This is a genomic window from Paenibacillus sp. FSL W7-1088, from assembly GCF_037969855.1.
Lineage (GTDB): Bacteria > Bacillota > Bacilli > Paenibacillales > Paenibacillaceae > Paenibacillus.
The window spans coordinates 5,982,263-6,000,866 of sequence record NZ_CP150216.1 but is presented as its reverse complement, the minus strand read 5'-3'; the positions used below and the strand labels follow the sequence as shown (position 1 = coordinate 6,000,866).

The 18,604-nt window shown below is 48.7% G+C and carries 9 protein-coding genes; all 9 read left to right on the top strand.

Annotated elements, in window-relative coordinates; genetic code table 11:
- Position 1: 1 nt before the first annotated feature.
- Positions 2-1,516, top strand: coding sequence for a response regulator transcription factor (locus tag MKY42_RS27035; protein ID WP_339846090.1), 1,515 nt, complete (start codon positions 2-4; stop codon positions 1,514-1,516).
- Positions 1,517-1,798: 282 nt separating this feature from the next.
- Positions 1,799-3,271 (top strand): ABC transporter substrate-binding protein, encoded by a 1,473-nt coding sequence (locus tag MKY42_RS27030; RefSeq protein WP_076290896.1) that lies wholly within the window; start codon positions 1,799-1,801, stop codon positions 3,269-3,271.
- Positions 3,272-3,346: 75 nt separating this feature from the next.
- Positions 3,347-4,276, top strand: a complete 930-nt coding sequence (locus tag MKY42_RS27025) for an ABC transporter permease subunit (RefSeq protein ID WP_076290895.1) — start codon at positions 3,347-3,349, stop codon at positions 4,274-4,276.
- Between the two features lie 84 nt (positions 4,277-4,360).
- The gene (locus MKY42_RS27020) at positions 4,361-5,215 is read left to right on the top strand and encodes a carbohydrate ABC transporter permease (protein WP_205525065.1); all 855 of its coding nucleotides are present in this window, start codon (positions 4,361-4,363) and stop codon (positions 5,213-5,215) included.
- 34 nt (positions 5,216-5,249) lie between these two features.
- Positions 5,250-7,598, top strand: a complete 2,349-nt coding sequence (locus MKY42_RS27015) for a glycoside hydrolase family 3 N-terminal domain-containing protein (protein ID WP_339846088.1) — start codon at positions 5,250-5,252, stop codon at positions 7,596-7,598.
- 4 nt (positions 7,599-7,602) lie between these two features.
- Positions 7,603-10,794: an alpha-mannosidase gene (locus MKY42_RS27010; RefSeq protein ID WP_339846083.1), complete on the top strand. Its 3,192-nt coding sequence runs from the start codon at positions 7,603-7,605 to the stop codon at positions 10,792-10,794.
- Positions 10,795-11,083: 289 nt separating this feature from the next.
- Positions 11,084-12,403 (top strand): glycoside hydrolase family 125 protein, encoded by a 1,320-nt coding sequence (locus MKY42_RS27005; RefSeq protein ID WP_090904502.1) that lies wholly within the window; start codon positions 11,084-11,086, stop codon positions 12,401-12,403.
- Complete coding sequence (locus MKY42_RS27000; protein ID WP_339846080.1) at positions 12,400-15,573, top strand: beta-galactosidase; 3,174 nt, start codon at positions 12,400-12,402, stop codon at positions 15,571-15,573. The genes MKY42_RS27005 and MKY42_RS27000 overlap by 4 nt, the downstream gene beginning before the upstream one ends.
- A gap of 4 nt (positions 15,574-15,577) precedes the next feature.
- A complete protein-coding gene (locus tag MKY42_RS26995; RefSeq protein ID WP_339846077.1) occupies positions 15,578-18,397 on the top strand; it encodes an alpha-mannosidase in 2,820 nt (939 codons plus the stop codon).
- Positions 18,398-18,604 lie beyond the last annotated feature (207 nt).

Below are 18,604 nucleotides of genomic sequence, written 5' to 3'. Positions count from 1 at the left end.
TATGTACAAGGTATTTATTGTGGATGATGAACCGTTCATCATTGAAGGATTGTACGATATTTTGGATTGGTCGTCGTTTGATATGGAAATTGTAAGCCATGCCGGCAATGGACAGGCCGCATTAAACGCCTTGTCTGCGCAGCCTGTGGACATTCTGATCACGGATATATCCATGCCATTCATGAATGGTCTGGATCTGATTCGGGAAGCAAGGCAATTGCAGCCTGACATCAAGGTGATTATTTTAAGTGGTTTCAATGAGTTTGAATATTTGAAAGAGGGCATGCAGCTGGGCATCGAAAATTACCTGCTCAAACCGATCAATGTGGAAGAGCTGGAATCCACGCTTCGCAATACAGCCTCCAAGCTGGACCATGCGTTGTCACCTCAAACGGATGATGCTTATGGTGTTCAGATTCTGAAAGACAACATCCTTCACCGATGGCTGACGGGGCAGATTGCGGCCGCGGAATTCGAGGAACGGGCACAGTTCTTGAACCTTTCGCTGGATGCGCCCGATGTTGCAGTAGCCATACTGCGCACTAAAGGGGAAGTATCCGGTATGTTCGAGCGAGTGGAGGGTATGCTCAAGGAAAAGTCCTATGTGAACGTATTTCATGACATTGATGGAGATATCGTCATCGTTGCCAATGTGCATGCAGGCGAGGACGAGAAAAAGAAATTTATGGAGTGCCTTCAGGCATTATCGGCTGCGCTATGTGAGACACATCCTGCTGTTCTGATTGGGGCAGGAAGTCTGATGCGTGGACTTCACCATGCGCCTGCAAGCTATCAGGAGGCAAAAAAGGCGCTCCAGTATGTGATGATCTATCCTGACCTTAAAGTGATCGATCATGCCCTATTGGAGAAGGGGGGAAGCTCCGCCTCTTCCTTCTCGATCGATTGGAAGGAGTACGCGAAGCTTATTCTATCCCGTAATGCAGAGCTGCTTGCGGAGCGAATTCGGGTCGATTTTGAACAGCTCCGCGACGGGATTACTCCGGCTGAGTTGCAGAACATCGCACTGGAAGTGGTCATTCGCTTCAAGATGGAATTGGAGGGCATCAAACATTCGGATGAATCGGCTATTTACCAACGTGGACTTCGCCTTGTACTGGACAGTGGAACGTTTGATGAACTTGTTCAGGCGTTGCAGCAGGTGGGGACAGAGACGATACAGTCTCTGCTTCAGGATTTAAAGAATCCAATCGTCAACCAGGTGCTTCAACATATTGACAAACATTACGCAGAAGAGCTTTCCCTGAAGCTGCTGGGTGCTCACTATCATCTTCATCCGGTATATTTGGGACAACTGTTCCACAAGGAGACGGGGGAGACTTTTGCCGAATATATCAATAAATACCGGATCGAACGTGCCAAGGAACAGCTGCGCAATTCGAATCTGAAAGTGCATGAGATCGCAAGGAATGTGGGGTACTGGGAAACCGGATATTTCTATAAACAGTTCCGCAAGTATGTGGGAATTTCACCAACCGATTTTAAGGTTTTTGGATAATTTACAGTGGATCACCGATTGGACCAGTGGACTGAACTAAATGAGACATTCTGGGGACAGGAGGGCATGCAATGGAGTTGGTGCCAAATGTTACTCAGCATGTCTTTTTGATGTAAGCGATTTATTCAAATCGGTACAAATTCATGAATCGGTACTGATTTCTCTTTAATTTGTACCTCGAAATATTAAGTTTATCTTCTTTTTGAAAATGCTTTCATTCGATAAGGTTAAAGCAGTTAGTTTGTACAGCTAAAGGGAACACGAAAAGGGAGGATCAAGGAAATGAGTAAACAAAGAAAAAGTTTTTCTCTCGTTCTTGCATTGTTGATGGCGGTTACACTCGTTCTTAGCGCCTGTGGAGGAAGCAAGGATGCTTCAGAATCAGGGGAAGCAGGAGAGGCTCCTGTCGAGCTGATCTGGTACACCATTGGTACCCCTCAGAAAGATGTTAATAAAGTGATGGAAGAAGTCAGCAAGTACACGAAAGAAAAAATCAATGCCACAGTTACAATGAAAATGGTTGACTGGGGTGACTATCCGCAAAAGATGCAAGTTAACGTAGCATCCGGTGAGCCAATGGACATCCTGTTCACCTCTTCAGGCGGATTCGATTATGTTCAAAATGCTAGAAAGGGCGCATTCCTTGAGCTTGATGATTTGCTCCCTAAATATGGTCAGGACCTTATTAAAACGATTGATCCTGCATTCCTGAGCGGTTCGAAAGTAGACGGACACAATTACGGTATTCCGGCCAACAAAGAGCTGCCTCAACAAGAGGTATGGCGTTTCAACAAAACGCTGCTTGATAAATACAAAATGGACATCTCCAATATCCGTACGTTGGACAGTCTGGAGCCTTTGCTCAAAACGATCAAGGAAAATGAGCCAAGCGTGACTCCATTTGGAATGGATAAAAACTTCGTTCCTTATGTGCCTTACGACTACGTCATTCAGAACTTGCCAATGGCAATCAAACTGGATACGACGGATTACAAGATCGTGAACATTCTGGATACTCCGGAAATGAAAGCAGCACTCAAAACGATGAGCAAATACTACAAAGCTGGTTATGTATCACCAGAGGCAGCAACAACAGGCTCCACCAATGACCTGACCACATCAGGCAACTGGTTCCTGGATCGTGCACAGACACAACCGCTCGCGGACAACCAATGGTCAGCAAGCTACGGATATCCGGTAGTTTCCACACCAGCTAGTGACGCGATCATCACCAACACGTCTGTACAAGGTTCGATCATGGCTATCTCGGCCAACTCTGAATATCCGGAGAAAGCAATGGAGTTCCTGAACCTGTTGAATACAGATCCAGTGCTGCGCAATATGGTTGATTCCGGTATTGAGGGCGTTCACTACAAAAAAGTGGATGACACGCACATGGAAAATCTGGCTGAATCCAAGAACTATGATATGCCTTCTTACTCCCTCGGTAACAACATGTTGTTGTATCTGAACAACAATGACCCGGATAACAAATGGGATGAGTTCAAGAAATTTAATGCAGAGGGTGTAAATTCCCCAATTCTGAGCTTTAACTTTGACTCCAGCAAAGTGTCGTCGGAACTGACAGCAGTGCAGAATGTCAAAGAGCAATACTGGGCCGCATTGATGACAGGTACGCTGGACCCAGAGAACAATTTGGAGCAAGTGATTGAGAAGTTCAATCAAGCCGGACTTGAAAAAGTGATGGCTGAAGCCCAAACCCAGCTTGATGCCTGGAGAGCGGCAAATAAGTAAGGGTAAATTCAGGGATCGGGCCGCTGCTTGTTGCGCCCGATCCTTTTTCATTCAAGCCTGAAGGAGGATCTCCATATGACCGCATTTTTGAAAAATCTGATTAGAAACCGAGTCATGCTGTTCATGGTGCTGCCAGGCGCCATCTGGTTCTTCTTCTTCTCCTACTTGCCATTGGTGGGTACAGTAGCCGCATTCAAACAATATCGTTTCAGCCGCGAAGGCTTCTGGGCCAGTCTGATGAAGAGCGAATGGGTGGGTTGGGATAACTTTAAATTCCTGTTCAGCACCAACGATGCTTGGCTCATTACTCGAAACACGCTTTTTTATAACCTTGCGATTATATTTCTGGGGCTGGTATTCGCTGTAGGTTTGGCGATTCTGCTCTCGGAGCTGGTCAATAAACGATTGGCCAAATTGTATCAAACAGGTATGTTCCTGCCGTATTTCCTCTCCTGGGTTATTGTCGGTTACTTCGCGTTCAGCTTCCTGAGCATGGACCGGGGGATGTTGAACCAGATTATTGGGTGGTTCGGTGTGGAACCGATTCAGTGGTATTCGGAAGCGAAGTATTGGCCGTATATCCTGGTGTTCGTAGCTCTGTGGAAAACGATCGGGTACAACAGCATTGTCTATCTCGCTTCCATTCTGGGGATTGATCGGTCGCTGTATGAGGCAGCCATGATCGATGGAGCCAATAAGTGGCAGCAGATTCGCAACATTACGATTCCTTTGCTCTCACCGATCATTATTATTATGACGTTACTGGCTGTGGGTCGCATCTTCTATGCCGACTTCGGTCTCTTCTATCAGGTTCCAAGGGATTCGGGTACGTTGTATGCCGTTACCAATGTTATTGATACGTATGTGTATCGTGGCTTGAAAACAAGTGGTGAGATTGGCATGAGTACCGCTGCCGGATTGTATCAATCCGTTGTAGGCTTTGTGCTCGTTATCATTTCCAACTACGTAGTACGCAAAATCGATAAAGATAGCAGCCTATTCTAGGATAAGAGAAAGGAGTGAACCACTGTGGCTCAAATCGTAAAAAAACGCGACTTCCATCATGTATCCAATGGCTGGAATGTCATTATGAATATTTTGGCCGGACTATTCGCTTTAATCTGTGTATTTCCTTTCGTGTTTGTAGTGATCATCTCGTTCACGGACGAGAAAGCACTGGCCCGTGACGGGTATCGACTGATTCCGAAGGAATGGAGTCTCGCAGCCTATCAGTTTGTGTGGCAGAGTGGAGACACGCTGCTGCGTGCTTATGGGGTAACCATTCTCGTGACGGTGCTGGGTACCATCATCAGTCTGATTCTAATGTCGCTGTATGCTTATGCAATTTCCCGCAAGAGTTTCCGTTATCGGAGATTTTTCTCCATATTTGCCATTCTGACCATGTTGTTCAACGGCGGGATGATTCCGACCTATATGGTCGTATCCCAACTTCTTCATTTAAAAGATAGCATATGGGCACTGGTTCTGCCGCTTGCAATGAATGCCTTCTATATCATGATCCTGCGTACGTTCTATTCAACCAGTGTGCCGGATGCAGTCATTGAATCCGCGAAAATTGATGGAGCCGGAGAATTCTATACGTTTATGAAAATTGTCATTCCATTATCGCTGCCAGGGCTTGCGACAATCGGATTGTTCAGTACGCTCGGTTATTGGAACGATTGGTTCAATGCACTGTTATATATCGATAATCCCAACCTCGTACCGCTGCAATCGATGCTGATGCGGATCGAGTCCAGCATCCAGTTCATCCAGCAGAACTCGGCGAACAGCTCGATGAGTCTGGCGGCGATGCAATCCATCCCGCAGGATACTTCACGGATGGCCATGGTGGTTCTCGCCACGTTGCCGATTATTTTCGCATATCCGTTCTTCCAGCGTTACTTTGTACAAGGTCTGACGGTCGGAGCTGTCAAAGAGTAACCGAATCACTTCTATAGGGTGGAGGCGTTGAAGGATGATGATATATAAGGACAAAAGCAAATCCGTAGAAGAGCGAGTAGAACATCTGCTGAGCTTAATGACGACGGAAGAAAAGGCGGGTCAGCTCATCCAGCCTTTTGGTTGGCAGACATATACGAATGATCAGGGGAACATTACGCTGAATGAATCCTTTAAGCAGCAGGTGGAAAACGGGGGCGTAGGCTCCCTGTACGGTGCACTTCGTGCAGATCCATGGACGGGTGTTACGCTTGAAAATGGACTGTCTGCCAGAGAAGGGGCAGAAGCAGTAAACCTTATTCAGCGTCATGCTGTAGAGCAGTCCAGACTGGGGATTCCCATTCTGATCGGAGAGGAATGCTCGCACGGACATATGGCGATTGATGGTACGGTCTATCCGGTTCCCCTGCTCTTGGGAAGTACCTGGAATGTGGATCTGTACCGTGACATGTGCCGGGCGGTCGCTCGCGAGACGCGTGCTCAAGGTGGTGCGGTAACGTATTCTCCGGTGCTGGATGTTGTACGTGATCCACGCTGGGGGCGTACCGAGGAATGCTTTGGCGAAGACCCGTATCTTATTGGTGAGCTAGCTGTTGCTTCCGTGCAAGGACTTCAGGGCGAGCGTTTGGACCAAGAGGAAGCGGTAGCGGCTACACTGAAACACTTTGTCGGTTATGGCAGCTCGGAAGGTGGACGCAATGCGGGACCGGTGCATATGGGCTGGCGTGAGCTGCTGGAAGTAGATCTGTATCCGTTCCGCAAAGCTGTTGAAGCAGGCGCTCAATCCATTATGCCGGCTTATAACGAAATCGACGGTATCCCGTGTACGGTTAATACGGAGCTGCTGGATGACGTTCTGCGAAAAGATTGGGGCTTTGACGGTCTGGTGATTACGGACTGCGGTGCCATCAACATGCTCGCAAGTGGGCATGATGTGGCGTCAGATGGATTGGAAGCATCCGTACAGGCCATTCAGGCAGGTATTGATATGGAAATGTCCGGTGAGATGTTTGGACAATATCTGGTGCAAGCGATCTCGGAAGGCAAACTTGAAATGCATGTACTGGATCAGGCTGTCCGCCGTGTGCTGGCACTGAAATTCAAGCTGGGATTATTCGAGCAGCCTTATGTGGATGCCGATCGAGCGGCAGAAGTCATTGGCAGTGAAGAACATATTCAACTGGCACGCCAATTGGCTGCAGAAGGTGTGGTCTTGCTCAAAAATGAAGCTGCAACGTTACCTCTGTCGACGGCAACAGCGGGCCGAATTGCTGTTATTGGTCCTAATGCAGACCAAGCCTACAACCAGTTGGGCGATTATACTTCCCCCCAACCGAAGTCCAAAGTGGCTACGGTGCTGGATGGCATCCGCAGTAAGCTTGCTATAAGTGAGAGTGGGCAAGAAGAGGAGGACTCAGATGGACATTCGAATGCTGGTGATCAGGTGCTCTTTGCACCGGGATGTCGCATCAAGGGTGATTCAAGAGAAGGGTTCGAGCACGCAATAGAAACTGCACGTCAGGCCGATACGGTCATCATGGTCGTTGGCGGCTCGAGTGCCCGTGATTTTGGTGAAGGAACGATCGATCTGAAGACAGGTGCTTCAAATGTGTCCGATAACTCATGGAATGATATGGAGTGTGGAGAAGGCATTGACCGCATGACGCTTGGGCTTGCAGGAGTCCAGCTGGAGCTGATTCAAGAGATTCACAAGCTTGGCAAAACACTTGTCATTGTTTATATCAACGGTCGCCCGATCACCGAGCCTTGGGTGGATGAACATGCCGATGCCATTCTGGAAGCATGGTACCCAGGCCAAGAGGGTGGGCATGCCATTGCGGACATCTTGTTCGGTGAAGTGAATCCGTCCGGCAAACTGACGATATCTATTCCGAAGCATGTGGGTCAATTACCGATCTACTACAATGGCAAACGTTCACGCGGCAAGCGTTATTTGGAAGAGGATCTGGAGCCTCGTTATCCATTCGGATATGGACTTAGCTATACTACTTTTGATTACAGTGAGCCGAAGCTAAGTACAGAATCGATGACGGCCGACGAGACTGTCACCGTATCAGTGGAAGTCACCAATACGGGTTCTTGCAGAGGTGCAGAAGTCATTCAGATGTATGTATCTGACGTGGTCAGCCGTGTAGCACGCCCAGCCAAAGAACTGAAGGGGTTTGAAAAAGTGATTTTGGAACCTGGAGAGACGAAGACGGTAGCCTTCCATATTGGAGCGGAGCAGCTGCAATATATTGGTCGTGATCTCACGCCTGTCGTTGAACCAGGACAATTCCATATTCATATCGGAAGACATGTGAACGATACGCAGTTCGCCGAGCTGACGGTAGAGGAGGCGTAAGGAAATGGAACGCATCAGACGATTTATTCGCGAGTTGTCCGAACGTCAGTGGTTGGAGCAAATGGAGCTGCGCAGCTGGGACATCAGCCGCGCTTATTATAAAGTACCAGGACAATACGAGGATCAGAAGGCTTATCCAGAAGGGGAGGGATTGAATCGTTTCCCGAGTGATCAGGGAACGACTTATTTCTTCCGTACACGGCTGGATGTACCTGCCTCCTGGCAGAAAGAACCTTACGGACTTGTATTTGAATCCGGTGGGGAAGGCTTGCTTCGGGTGAATGGACATTCCTATCAGGGGCTGGATCGTAATCATACGTATGTCACACTCGACCCTTCCCGAATAGGGGCTCAGCCTGAACTTGAGATTGAGTTATTCGATCCGGTACCCGAACCTGTTGATCCATTGAATCAACAGGCGGTTATTCAGCCGCCGATTACATCGATCAGAAGTTTGCTGGTGCGACCGAATGAACCTGTTCGCAGTCTGATGTACACGGTCACCATTGTGCGTGATTCCGCGGTGCTGCTGCCGGAAAGTGATTTTCGCCGGGTGCGCCTGCTGGAAGCGATCTATCGGGCGATGGATCAATTTGTAGGCCTGGCAGAAGAGGCTGTCAAGCAGGGGAATGACATCCGCAGTATCGAAGATAGATTGATCCATGAAGTGCGGGAGATTGGTGGAAACGCCGAAGGCTTGGAGCATATGGTGGGGCAATCGCACATCGATATTGCCTGGTTGTGGCCTGTACGTGAGACGGTGCGCAAGACCAGTCGTACATTCTCCACGGTGGATGCACTCATGAATGAATATCCGGATTATGTTTATTCCCAGAGCCAGCCTTTGCTGTACGCTTTTCTGAAGGAGCATGATCCCGAGCTGTATGAACGGGTGAAGAAACGCATTGCGGAAGGACGCTGGGAACTAGTTGGCGGGATGTGGGTTGAGCCGGATCTGAACATTCCGAGCGGGGAATCCCTGATTCGTCAGATGTTATATGGTCAGCGCTTCTATATGGAGGAGTTCGGCAAAACATCACAGATTGAATGGCTGCCAGATACATTTGGTTATTGTGCTTCCCTGCCTCAGATCCTGAAGCATGGCAATGTGGAGTACTTCATGACGACCAAGCTCGGATGGAATGATACGAACGTATTTCCATATGATCTGTTCCACTGGGTAGGCATTGATGGCACGTCCATCCTGTCTTATCTCAATCATGGTGTTAACGAGCATACCTTGCCGAAGGATATTCATGATCATTGGCAGTCATACCGTGAGAAGGCGGCGCATCCTGAGCATATGCTTCTGTACGGGCATGGCGATGGTGGCGGCGGCGTGACGCGAGAGATGTTGGAGTACGTGGACCGTTCCGAGTTGATGGTGGGCCAACCGAAGAATGGTTATAGTACCGCCGGAGCCTTTTTTGACGGAATCGAGAAGGCGCAGCCTGATCTTCCGAAGTGGCATGGCGACTTGTATCTGGAACTTCACCGGGGTACCTATACGACCCATGGCCGCAATAAGCGCAACAATCGGAAGGCTGAGGTGCTTTATCGCGAAGCGGAGCTCTGGAACACACTTGCCCTACCGGATATGGAGCCGCAGCAGGATGCTGAAGTACGTTCGGCGCTGCATGATGGATGGAAGCTGATTTTGCTGAATCAATTCCATGATATTATCCCTGGTTCGGCCATAACGGAATCCTATGTAACGTCGGATGAGGAGTATATTCGGGTATTCGAATTGGGTAGAGAAGGACTGAATCAAGGTGTTGCTGCATTAACGAGGGGAATTAATACGCAGGGGCCAGAGGGTTCTGTTCCTTATGTTGTGTTCAACAGCCTTGGCTGGAATCGAAGTGAAGTCGTTCAACTTCATATGCACGATGGATTGGATCGCTACGTTATAGATGTTGAAGGTCAGCGTTTGCGCATGGATCGGGAAGATGGCCAAATTTCGGTTCTGGTGACGGAAATTCCAGCGTTTGGTCATAAGACGATTTGGCTCGTACCGGAAAATGCAAGGGAAACAAATGTACGGGAAATGGCGAGCATTGCTGGGCAAAAGAACTTTACAGATACATGGGAAACCGAGTATTACCAAGTTCAGTTTAACGAGCTTGGCGAGATATCCCGCTTGTGGGACAAGACAGCAGAACGCGAGATTCTGAAGCCAGGTGAACGCGGCAATCAATTTCACTTTTTCCATGACCGTCCGACGCTCTGGGATGCCTGGGATATCGACAGCCGTTATGAGGCTCAGGTTGCTGGAGAAGTGGAGCTCTTGGAGAAAAAACTGGTTTTGGCAGGTACTACGAAGGACGTACTTCGTTTTCAGTGGAAGCTTCATCAGTCTGTGATTACACAGGATATGGTGTTCTATCATGACAATCGACGGATCGATTTCAAAACCCATGTAAGCTGGAATGAAGATCATAAATTGCTCAAAGTGGGCTTCCCGATCGATATAGTGACTTCCAAAGCAACCTATGAAATTCCATTTGGTGCATTGGAGCGTCCAACTCATCGCAACACGAGTTGGGAGCAGGCTCAGTATGAAGTGTGCGGACACCGCTTCGCAGATGTCGCCGAGCACGGATATGGCGTCAGTCTACTTAATGATTGCAAATATGGATACGACGTACAAGGAAGCACGATTCGCCTTTCCTTGTTGCGTGCACCGAGATGGCCTGACCGGACTGCGGATATTGGAGAACATGATTTCACCTATTCCCTGTATCCACATGAAGGCGACTGGAGAAGTGCACATACGGTACGTCAGGCAGCCGAATTGAACCATGAAGTGCCTGTGCATCAAGTGGAGCAAATGCAACAGCCGCAGCAAGTGCAACCGATGAAACAGGTGCAGCAGAGTCAGAGCAAAGGGGCTGAAGTCGAACCAACAGTAACTGTGGCATACTCACGCCCAGCAAGTGGCTCATGGATTAATTTCGACAGCCAACATGTCATTCTGGACACGGTCAAACCGGCAGAGGATGGACACGGCACCGTACTTCGTTTCTATGAGTCATCAGGCAAACGCGAAAGCATCACATTACAATGGCCGCATGCCTTTGAGCAAGCATATCACTCCAACGCTCTGGAAGAACCGATCAAACCACTGGCCCATACCAAAGGCCAGATTACATTATCTTTTAAACCTTACGAAATACAAACCGTGCTACTGCGGTAAACCTTTTTGAAATATTTTGAGCTATATAGGAGTAAACGTATTTACACGATAACGAAGAGGGCAGAAAGAATTCGAAGAAGCGAAGCGTTCGCCTCAAAAGCTTTCTGAAAGAAAGCTACATCGGAAGCATACGCTATCCCCGGATTTTACCCTTTAGAAAAGGGAATCAAAAAATCTGGGGATAACAGCGATCGGAGGATATTTCTGACCGCGCAGTGGTCCCGTGTAAATTTTTTGTTTCATCCTCAATAGCTACACCATTCAATTTGTTTAAGGAGTGCACTCATTCATGGAACAATTCAGACTACCCAAAATACCGATGCCACCTGTTGCATTGCCACAAGCCGTACAGGCTGTAATGGAAGAAGCAGAGCAGAAGCTGGCGCATCGACCGAAGCTGCTTCAACTATTCAAGAACTGTTTCCCGAATACGATTGAAACAACAACGAAATTAATGGATGACGGCACAACCTTTGTCATCACTGGCGATATTCCAGCTTCCTGGCTGCGTGATTCCGTGGAGCAAGTGGTGCATTACATTCCATTTGCCAAGGAAGATCAAGACCTGCAACGCATTATTGGCGGTCTGATCAAGCGTCACATCCAGTACGTTCATATTGATCCATATGCTAACGCCTTTAACGAGACAGCCAATGACTGGCACTGGAACACCACCGACGTGACCGAGATGTCACCTTGGGTGTGGGAGCGCAAATTCGAAATTGATTCCTTGTGCTTTGTCGTGCGTCTCGCTTATTTATATTGGAAAGAAACCGAACTGACGGATATTTTCGATTCCAGCTTCAAAGCCGCCATGCGCAAAATCGTAGATCTGTTCAAGGTGGAGCAGCATCACATGGAGCAATCACCATACAGCTTTACCCGCAATAACGGTATTGCTACGGATTCAATCCGCAATAACGGACGAGGCATGCCCGTCAATTACACAGGCATGATCTGGTCTGGTTTCCGTTCCAGTGATGATGCGTGTGATTTCCATTACAACATTCCAGGCAATATGTTTGCCGTCGTTGCCCTGCGTCAGATGCAGGAGTTCGCGGAGTGGGTATTCCGGGATATGGAGTTCCTGCAGGAACTTAAGGATCTGGAAGCCGAAGTAGATCATGGTATCCAGCTGTACGGTATTTACCGTCATCCTGAATTTGGCCCGATCTATGCTTATGAGACGGATGGATTCGGCAACTACTGCCTGATGGACGATGCGGGTACACCGGGACTGATGTCTATTCCTTATCTTGGTTACGTCACAGCGGATGATCCGATCTATCAGAATACGAGACGTTTTGCGCTCAGCAAAGAGAATCCGTTCTATTATGAAGGCAAAGTTGCCAAAGGAATCGGCAGCCCGCATACACCGCCGGATTACATCTGGCATATGGGTCTGTCCATGCAAGGATTGACGGCCCAGTCTGCTGAAGAGAAGCTCGAAATCATTCGGATGCTGGAAGCAACGGATGCGGATACAGGATATATGCATGAAGGTTTCCATGCCGATGATCCGACGATTTTTACGAGAAAATGGTTTGCTTGGTCCAACAGCCTGTTCTCCCAGTTGGTCTATAAATCCATGAAGGATGGTTTGCTATGAGCAGCGCACAGGTGAAGAGAACCAAGTTGATTATTTTCTCTGATCCAACGTTTCCAGTGGAGGGTACTTTGCCAACGCAAGGTGCTCTTGATTCATGGAAAGCATCGGAAGAGATCATCGTTGTGGGCGCGGATGAATTGGCTTCGGCTTTGAGCACAGCAGAAGGTGAAGGGTGTTTCGTGAACCTGCATGCGCCTCATTTTCCAAAATCCGCTTGGACCGCAATTGCAGCTTTTCTTCATCAGGGGGGAAGTCTGATCAGCATTGGTGGTGCACCATTCAAACGTCCTGTTCGTCAGGAGAATGGGGCATGGATTTCCGAGTCGGAACAAACGGCGTATCACCAGGAGCTTTATATTCATGAGGCGTTAAAGGTATCCGCAGCCAAAGTGGATTCACTAATTTCCTCAGAAGATATTCCACTCCTTGCAGGCAAAGAGGGACTGTTCGAGAGTGCGGATACGTGGAATCTGGTACCTCATACAACCAAAACAAGCGATTTGCCACATCAGATGGGTTCCTCAGGTCCGATGAGCACGCAGATTTCTCCGCTGCTTCGCGGCCGCAGCAAGGATGGTCGCAGCATCGCTGCCCCAATCGTATTATGGGAAAACTCCCGCAGTACGTTTGCCGGTTCGCGCTGGCTGTTTGTGCATCTGCCTTTGACGGCTGCCTTCTGGGAACAGAACGGAGCAGCCGAAATGGTGAACTGGGCGCAGTATTGCGCCAAAGGTGTAACCGAGCTATCTCTGAAGCCGAACTATGCTGCATATGATTTGGGTGAACGAGCCTCACTGATCCTCCAAACCCAAATTCTACAGCGTGCGGGCAGCAGAAGAAGTGAGCCGGAACTTTGGACCATTGATTTAACCGTTGAACGGGAAGATCGCACAAACGGCACGGTAGAGAAGGTATGGAATCATCAACTGGAGATGGAACTTTCCGGCGAACAGCGTTTTGAACGGATTCTTCTTCCGTTTTCAATCGAGAGCGGGCTGTACCGAATCATCGGTCGTGTTCAGGCACCGGATGGAGAAGTTCGCATACTGCGGCAGGGCTTCTGGGGTCAGGACGCAGCTTTGCTCGCAGAAGGGGAAGTCATAACACGCAGCAGAGATTATTTTATCAAAGACGGTCGTCCGCTGCCTGTTGTTGGTATGACCTACATGACCTCGGACGTGGCACGGAAATTCCTGTTCCTTCCCAATGCGGATGTATGGGATCGGGATATGGCACAGATGGCGAAAGCTGGCATTAACTGGATTCGGACCGGAATTTGGACTGCCTATCGCAACATGATGCAGGTGGATGGTCATATGTCCGAGGATGTACTGCGTGCTATTGATGCGTTCCTGTTAACGGCAAAACGGCATGGCCTTCAAGTGACGTTCACCTTTTTCTCTTTTACACCCGAGACGTGGGAAGGAACAAATCCATATTTGGACCCGCAGAGCGTAGATGCACAGAAACGCTTCATTCGCAGCATTGTGAGTCGTCACAGACATTCCACACATGTGGACTGGGACTTGATTAATGAACCGTCGATGTTTGATCCTGTGCGCATATTCTCCGATGGGCCACGTTCGGCAAGAGATTCATATGAGCAGCAGGCGTTTATCGCGTGGCTTCAGCAGCGGCATCAGACGATTGAAGCGTTGCAGGAGGCATGGAACATGTCACCTAAGCAGCTCCCTGACTTTACAGCAGCAGTCATTCCTGAACCGGAAGAGATCAATTTCGATGTACAGGATATGCACAAGGCTAAAAAAGGAACACGCTGGCTTGATTACTGTCTCTTCTCGATGGAGATGCATAATGTTTGGGCGAGAGAGCTTGTAGGCACGATCAAGGATCTTGTTCCCCATCATCTGGTTACCGTGGGACAGGATGAAGCTCTCGGAGCACAGCGGCCTTCACCGTTCTTCTACGAGAGTGAAGTGGATTATACAACCGTGCATTCCTGGTGGCTCAACGATGACCTGATCTGGGACGGTATTTTCGCCAAAACACCACATAAACCCAATCTCATTCAGGAGACAGGCATCATGTATGTGGAAACCCCGGATGGCCGGGCCAAACGCACAGAGGAAGAGCTTCACAGCATTCTGGAGCGCAAATACGCCTATGCCTTCTCAACAGGCGGAGCCGGAGCAGTGCAATGGATCTGGAATACAAACTTCTATATGGATAATGCCAATGAATCTCATATTGGAGCGCTGAGAGCGGACGGTACAGAAAAACCTGAAGCCGATGTGTCTTACGATTTTGGCCGATTCATGGAGCAGATTCGAGACCTGTTTACTGATCGTGAGCTGGAGGACATTGCGGTGGTCTTCCCGTATTCCAACGACTTCTCGAACCGTTCCCTGGCCTACGATGCAACCACAAAATTGACGCGTGTGATGGCTTATGAGCTGAAGCAGCCATTCCGGGCTGTATCCGAGTATCATCTGGAAGCATTGAAGCAGCAACCTCCGAAGCTGATCATGGTTCCGAGTCCGCACAACATGGACAGCGATGCGTTAAGCGAGCTATTGAACTTCGCGGAGAATGAAGGAGCTACGCTGCTTATTACGGGCCCGCTCGGGTTGGATGCTTATTGGAAAACAAGTGATCGGGTAGATCATCTTGTTGGCCAGCGCAGTCTGGGCAACGTACAGCGAGAAGAAATGCTGAATATTAACGGGGTGAATCACCGCGTCACGTATGGTCGTCGCCGGATTGCCGAGGTGGCGAAGGAAACGTTGCTTCATGCGGAGAATCATACACCTGATGAAGTAGTCGTACTACCATTAGGCAACGGCAAGTTGATCTGGAGCCCGCTGCCGCTGGAGCTGAACAGCCGGGATGAGCCGCTGGCTGACCTGTATCGATATGCGTCAGAAGTGGCTGGTATTGAAAATGAACTGGAATGGATATCTGGCGGTGATCTGGCAGGGATTTATGGACGGAAGCTGAGCTTTCCGAAAGGCAATCTATACGTATTTGTATCGGAGTTCGCTTTGAATCATGAGGTGAAAGTCAGAGATACACGTACGGGAGCCATATATACGTTCCTGTTGGAGAAAAATCGCTCCGTGCTGTTTGCCACAGATGCGGCCGGACAGCTGCAAGCCGTATATCGACCGGATGAAGTAGAGATTGTACAACAAGAGGTAGAGGGGGAATAATACAATGACCAAACCAACAAGCAAATCGAAAAGAGCGCATATTATTTCTCATACGCACTGGGATCGGGAATGGTATTTGCCGTATGAGAAACATCATATGCGATTGGTGCAGCTGGTGGATGCCTTGCTGGATCAGCTCGATCAGGGGCCGGATTTTAAAAGCTTTTACCTGGACGGCCAGACAATCATCATCGATGACTATCTTCAGGTTAGACCTGAGCAGAAGGAACGGCTGGAGAAGCATATTCGTGATGGCCGTATTGTCATTGGGCCTTGGTATATTTTGCAGGATGCCTTCCTGACCAGTGGTGAAGCGAATGTTCGTAATATGCAGGTTGGACATCGTGATGCCAAACGATACGGAACACCTTCAAAGATCGGATACTTCCCAGATACATTCGGACTTGTAGGACAGACACCGCAGCTTATGCTGCAATCGGGCATCGATAATGTCTTTTTCGGGCGAGGCGTGAAGCCAACGGGCTTCAACAACATGGTGTCTGACGATGGATACGAATCCAGTTTCTCAGAGCTGATGTGGGAAGGTCCGGATGGATCTAAAGTGCTCGGTGTTTTATTTGCCAACTGGTACTCTAACGGGAATGAAGTTCCGGTGGACGAAGCTTCAGCTCGCAAGTTCTGGGAAACCAAGCTGGCTGACGCGGAGAAATATGCATCGACCAATGAATTGCTGTACATGAACGGATGTGATCACCAGCCGATTCAGAAGGATCTGCCTGAAGCCATCCGTATGGCTGAACAATTGTATCCCGATATCGAGTTTGTTCACTCCAACTTCCCGGACTATCTGTCAGCGTTGAAAGCATCTGCGGTTCAGGAGCTTTCTGTTGTAAAAGGAGAGCTGCGCAGCCAGCGTACCGATGGCTGGGGCACTTTGGTGAACACAGCTTCCGCACGCGTTTATCTGAAACAGATGAACCAACTGGGCCAATCCATGTTGGAAAAGGTGGCTGAGCCCCTGGCTTCGTTCGCGCATCTGCTAGGTCATCCATATCCGCATGATCAGTTTACCTATGCGTGGAAAACGTTGATGCAGAATCATCCGCATGACAGCATCTGTGGCTGTAGCGTAGACGAGGTGCATCGCGAGATGGTCACCCGGTTTGATAAGAGCCGTCATGTGGCTGAGGCCCTGATTGAGGATAGCACCAGCCAAATCGCTGCAGCTGTGGATACTTCAACATTTGAACGATATGGTGAGGAAGCGCGGCCTGTGGTTGTGTTTAACACATCGGGATGGGAGCGCAGCGGTGTAGTTCAGATTGAACTGGATGCGGCCCGTTTGTACTTCCGCGATGGTTTCTCATTGGAAGATATGGCAGCCAAAATGAACGCCATTGACCTGTCAGGTCGTATTTTGGTGGATGAAGAAGGCAAACCAGTTCCGTGTACGGTAGAGGATCTGGGTCTGCAATTCGGATATGATCTGCCGGATGATCGATTCCGTCAGCCATATAGCTGCCGTCGGGTCAGCATTACGTTTGAAGCAGAGAATGTGCCTGCACTTGGCCTGAAGACGTATGCTTTGGTTCGTATGGACAGCAATGCTGCGAGTGATTCAAATGCTGCTGGGGAGTCTGTGGATAACACTACGAATTCAAATACACTGCTGCATGGTGAACGTGGCATGGAAAATGAATATTTTATCGTAAATATTTCAGACAACGGGTCGTTTGAACTTACAGATAAACGGACAGGCCGGACGTATAAAGATCTTGGCGTGTATGAAAATGTCGGTGATATCGGCAATGAGTACATGTTCAAGCAACCGGAGAATGAAGTGGCATTGACTACGAAGGATCTTCGGGCAGAAATTCGGGTTATTGAAGATGCGCCTTACAGAGCTTCGTACGAAATTGTTCATCATTGGGAAATTCCTGAATCCGCTGATGAAACGCTTGATCGTGAGCAGCGGGAACTGATTTATTATCCACATCGTAAAGCGCAACGTTCCAAACAAATGATTAGGCTCAAGATCCGAACCATTGTGTCGTTAAGCCGCAGTGGAAAAGGTATCAAGCTCGAAACAACTTTCAACAATCAGGCGAAGGATCATCGGGTACGGGCACTCTTCCCGACGGATCTGACATCGGCTGTTCATCACGTTGACTCGATGTTCGAAATTGCTACTCGCGATAATACGCCTGCACCGGAATGGCAGAATCCGAGCAATACCCAGCATCAGCAAAGTTTTGTTGATGTGAGTGAGGATCAGGCTGGATTGGTTGTAGCCAATCTGGGTCTGAATGAATATGAGGTTCTTGAGGATGGACGGAATACGATTGCCGTAACACTGCTTCGTGCCGTGGGAGAACTTGGAGACTGGGGATTGTTCCCTACACCGGAAGCTCAGTGTCTCGGTGAGCATTCCTTCCAGCTGGAGATTATCCCTCATGACGGGAACGGAGCAACATCCGGAGCGTACATTGAAGCTTACCAGTTCCAGATTCCATGGACTTTGGCTCAGACGACCGTACATCCGGGATTCCTGACACCAAGCAACACACCTTTTGCGTGGCAAGGGGACGGTCTTGCGTTTTCTTCACTGAAGGTGAACGAGGATTCGGGTGATCTGATGTTGCGTTGGTATAATATGGGGTCCAATACAACTGAGTTGAAGTTTGCTGCTTCTGAGTCCATCCCGCAAGCATTGGAAGATGCATATCAGAGCAACATTCTGGAAGAAGAGACAGGCAAACTGAATGCTTCGATGGTAAATGAATCTTCCACTGCCTTGACTAGCAAAGAATGGGCTCTTCAAGCGGGACCTTGTGAGATTGTTACGGTGGGGCTGCGTCGTTAATTTTCCAAGCGTGATCGGATCAATTCTTTGTGTAGTGTCTAACCGAAGTTCTGCGTACTGTCATGGAATGGATAATGCTTTTTCCAGCTGAACATGTTGAGTTATTCCTCAAGTTTATATAGAATGAACAGTAGAATTACAAGCGATCGAAGGTTACCCTGCCATCATGATGGTCATCGTAAAATTCAATTGTTCATTCTATATTGA

Excerpts from the sequence above, each read along its gene's own strand:
- MKY42_RS27035 (WP_339846090.1), top strand. The coding sequence starts at position 2 with ATGTACAAGGTATTTATTGTGGATGATGAACCGTTCATCATTGAAGGA.
- MKY42_RS27030 (WP_076290896.1), top strand. The coding sequence starts at position 1,799 with ATGAGTAAACAAAGAAAAAGTTTTTCTCTCGTTCTTGCATTGTTGATG.
- MKY42_RS27025 (WP_076290895.1), top strand. The coding sequence starts at position 3,347 with ATGACCGCATTTTTGAAAAATCTGATTAGAAACCGAGTCATGCTGTTC.
- MKY42_RS27020 (WP_205525065.1), top strand. The coding sequence starts at position 4,361 with ATGAATATTTTGGCCGGACTATTCGCTTTAATCTGTGTATTTCCTTTC.
- MKY42_RS27015 (WP_339846088.1), top strand. The coding sequence starts at position 5,250 with ATGATGATATATAAGGACAAAAGCAAATCCGTAGAAGAGCGAGTAGAA.
- MKY42_RS27010 (WP_339846083.1), top strand. The coding sequence starts at position 7,603 with ATGGAACGCATCAGACGATTTATTCGCGAGTTGTCCGAACGTCAGTGG.
- MKY42_RS27005 (WP_090904502.1), top strand. The coding sequence starts at position 11,084 with ATGGAACAATTCAGACTACCCAAAATACCGATGCCACCTGTTGCATTG.
- MKY42_RS27000 (WP_339846080.1), top strand. The coding sequence starts at position 12,400 with ATGAGCAGCGCACAGGTGAAGAGAACCAAGTTGATTATTTTCTCTGAT.
- MKY42_RS26995 (WP_339846077.1), top strand. The coding sequence starts at position 15,578 with ATGACCAAACCAACAAGCAAATCGAAAAGAGCGCATATTATTTCTCAT.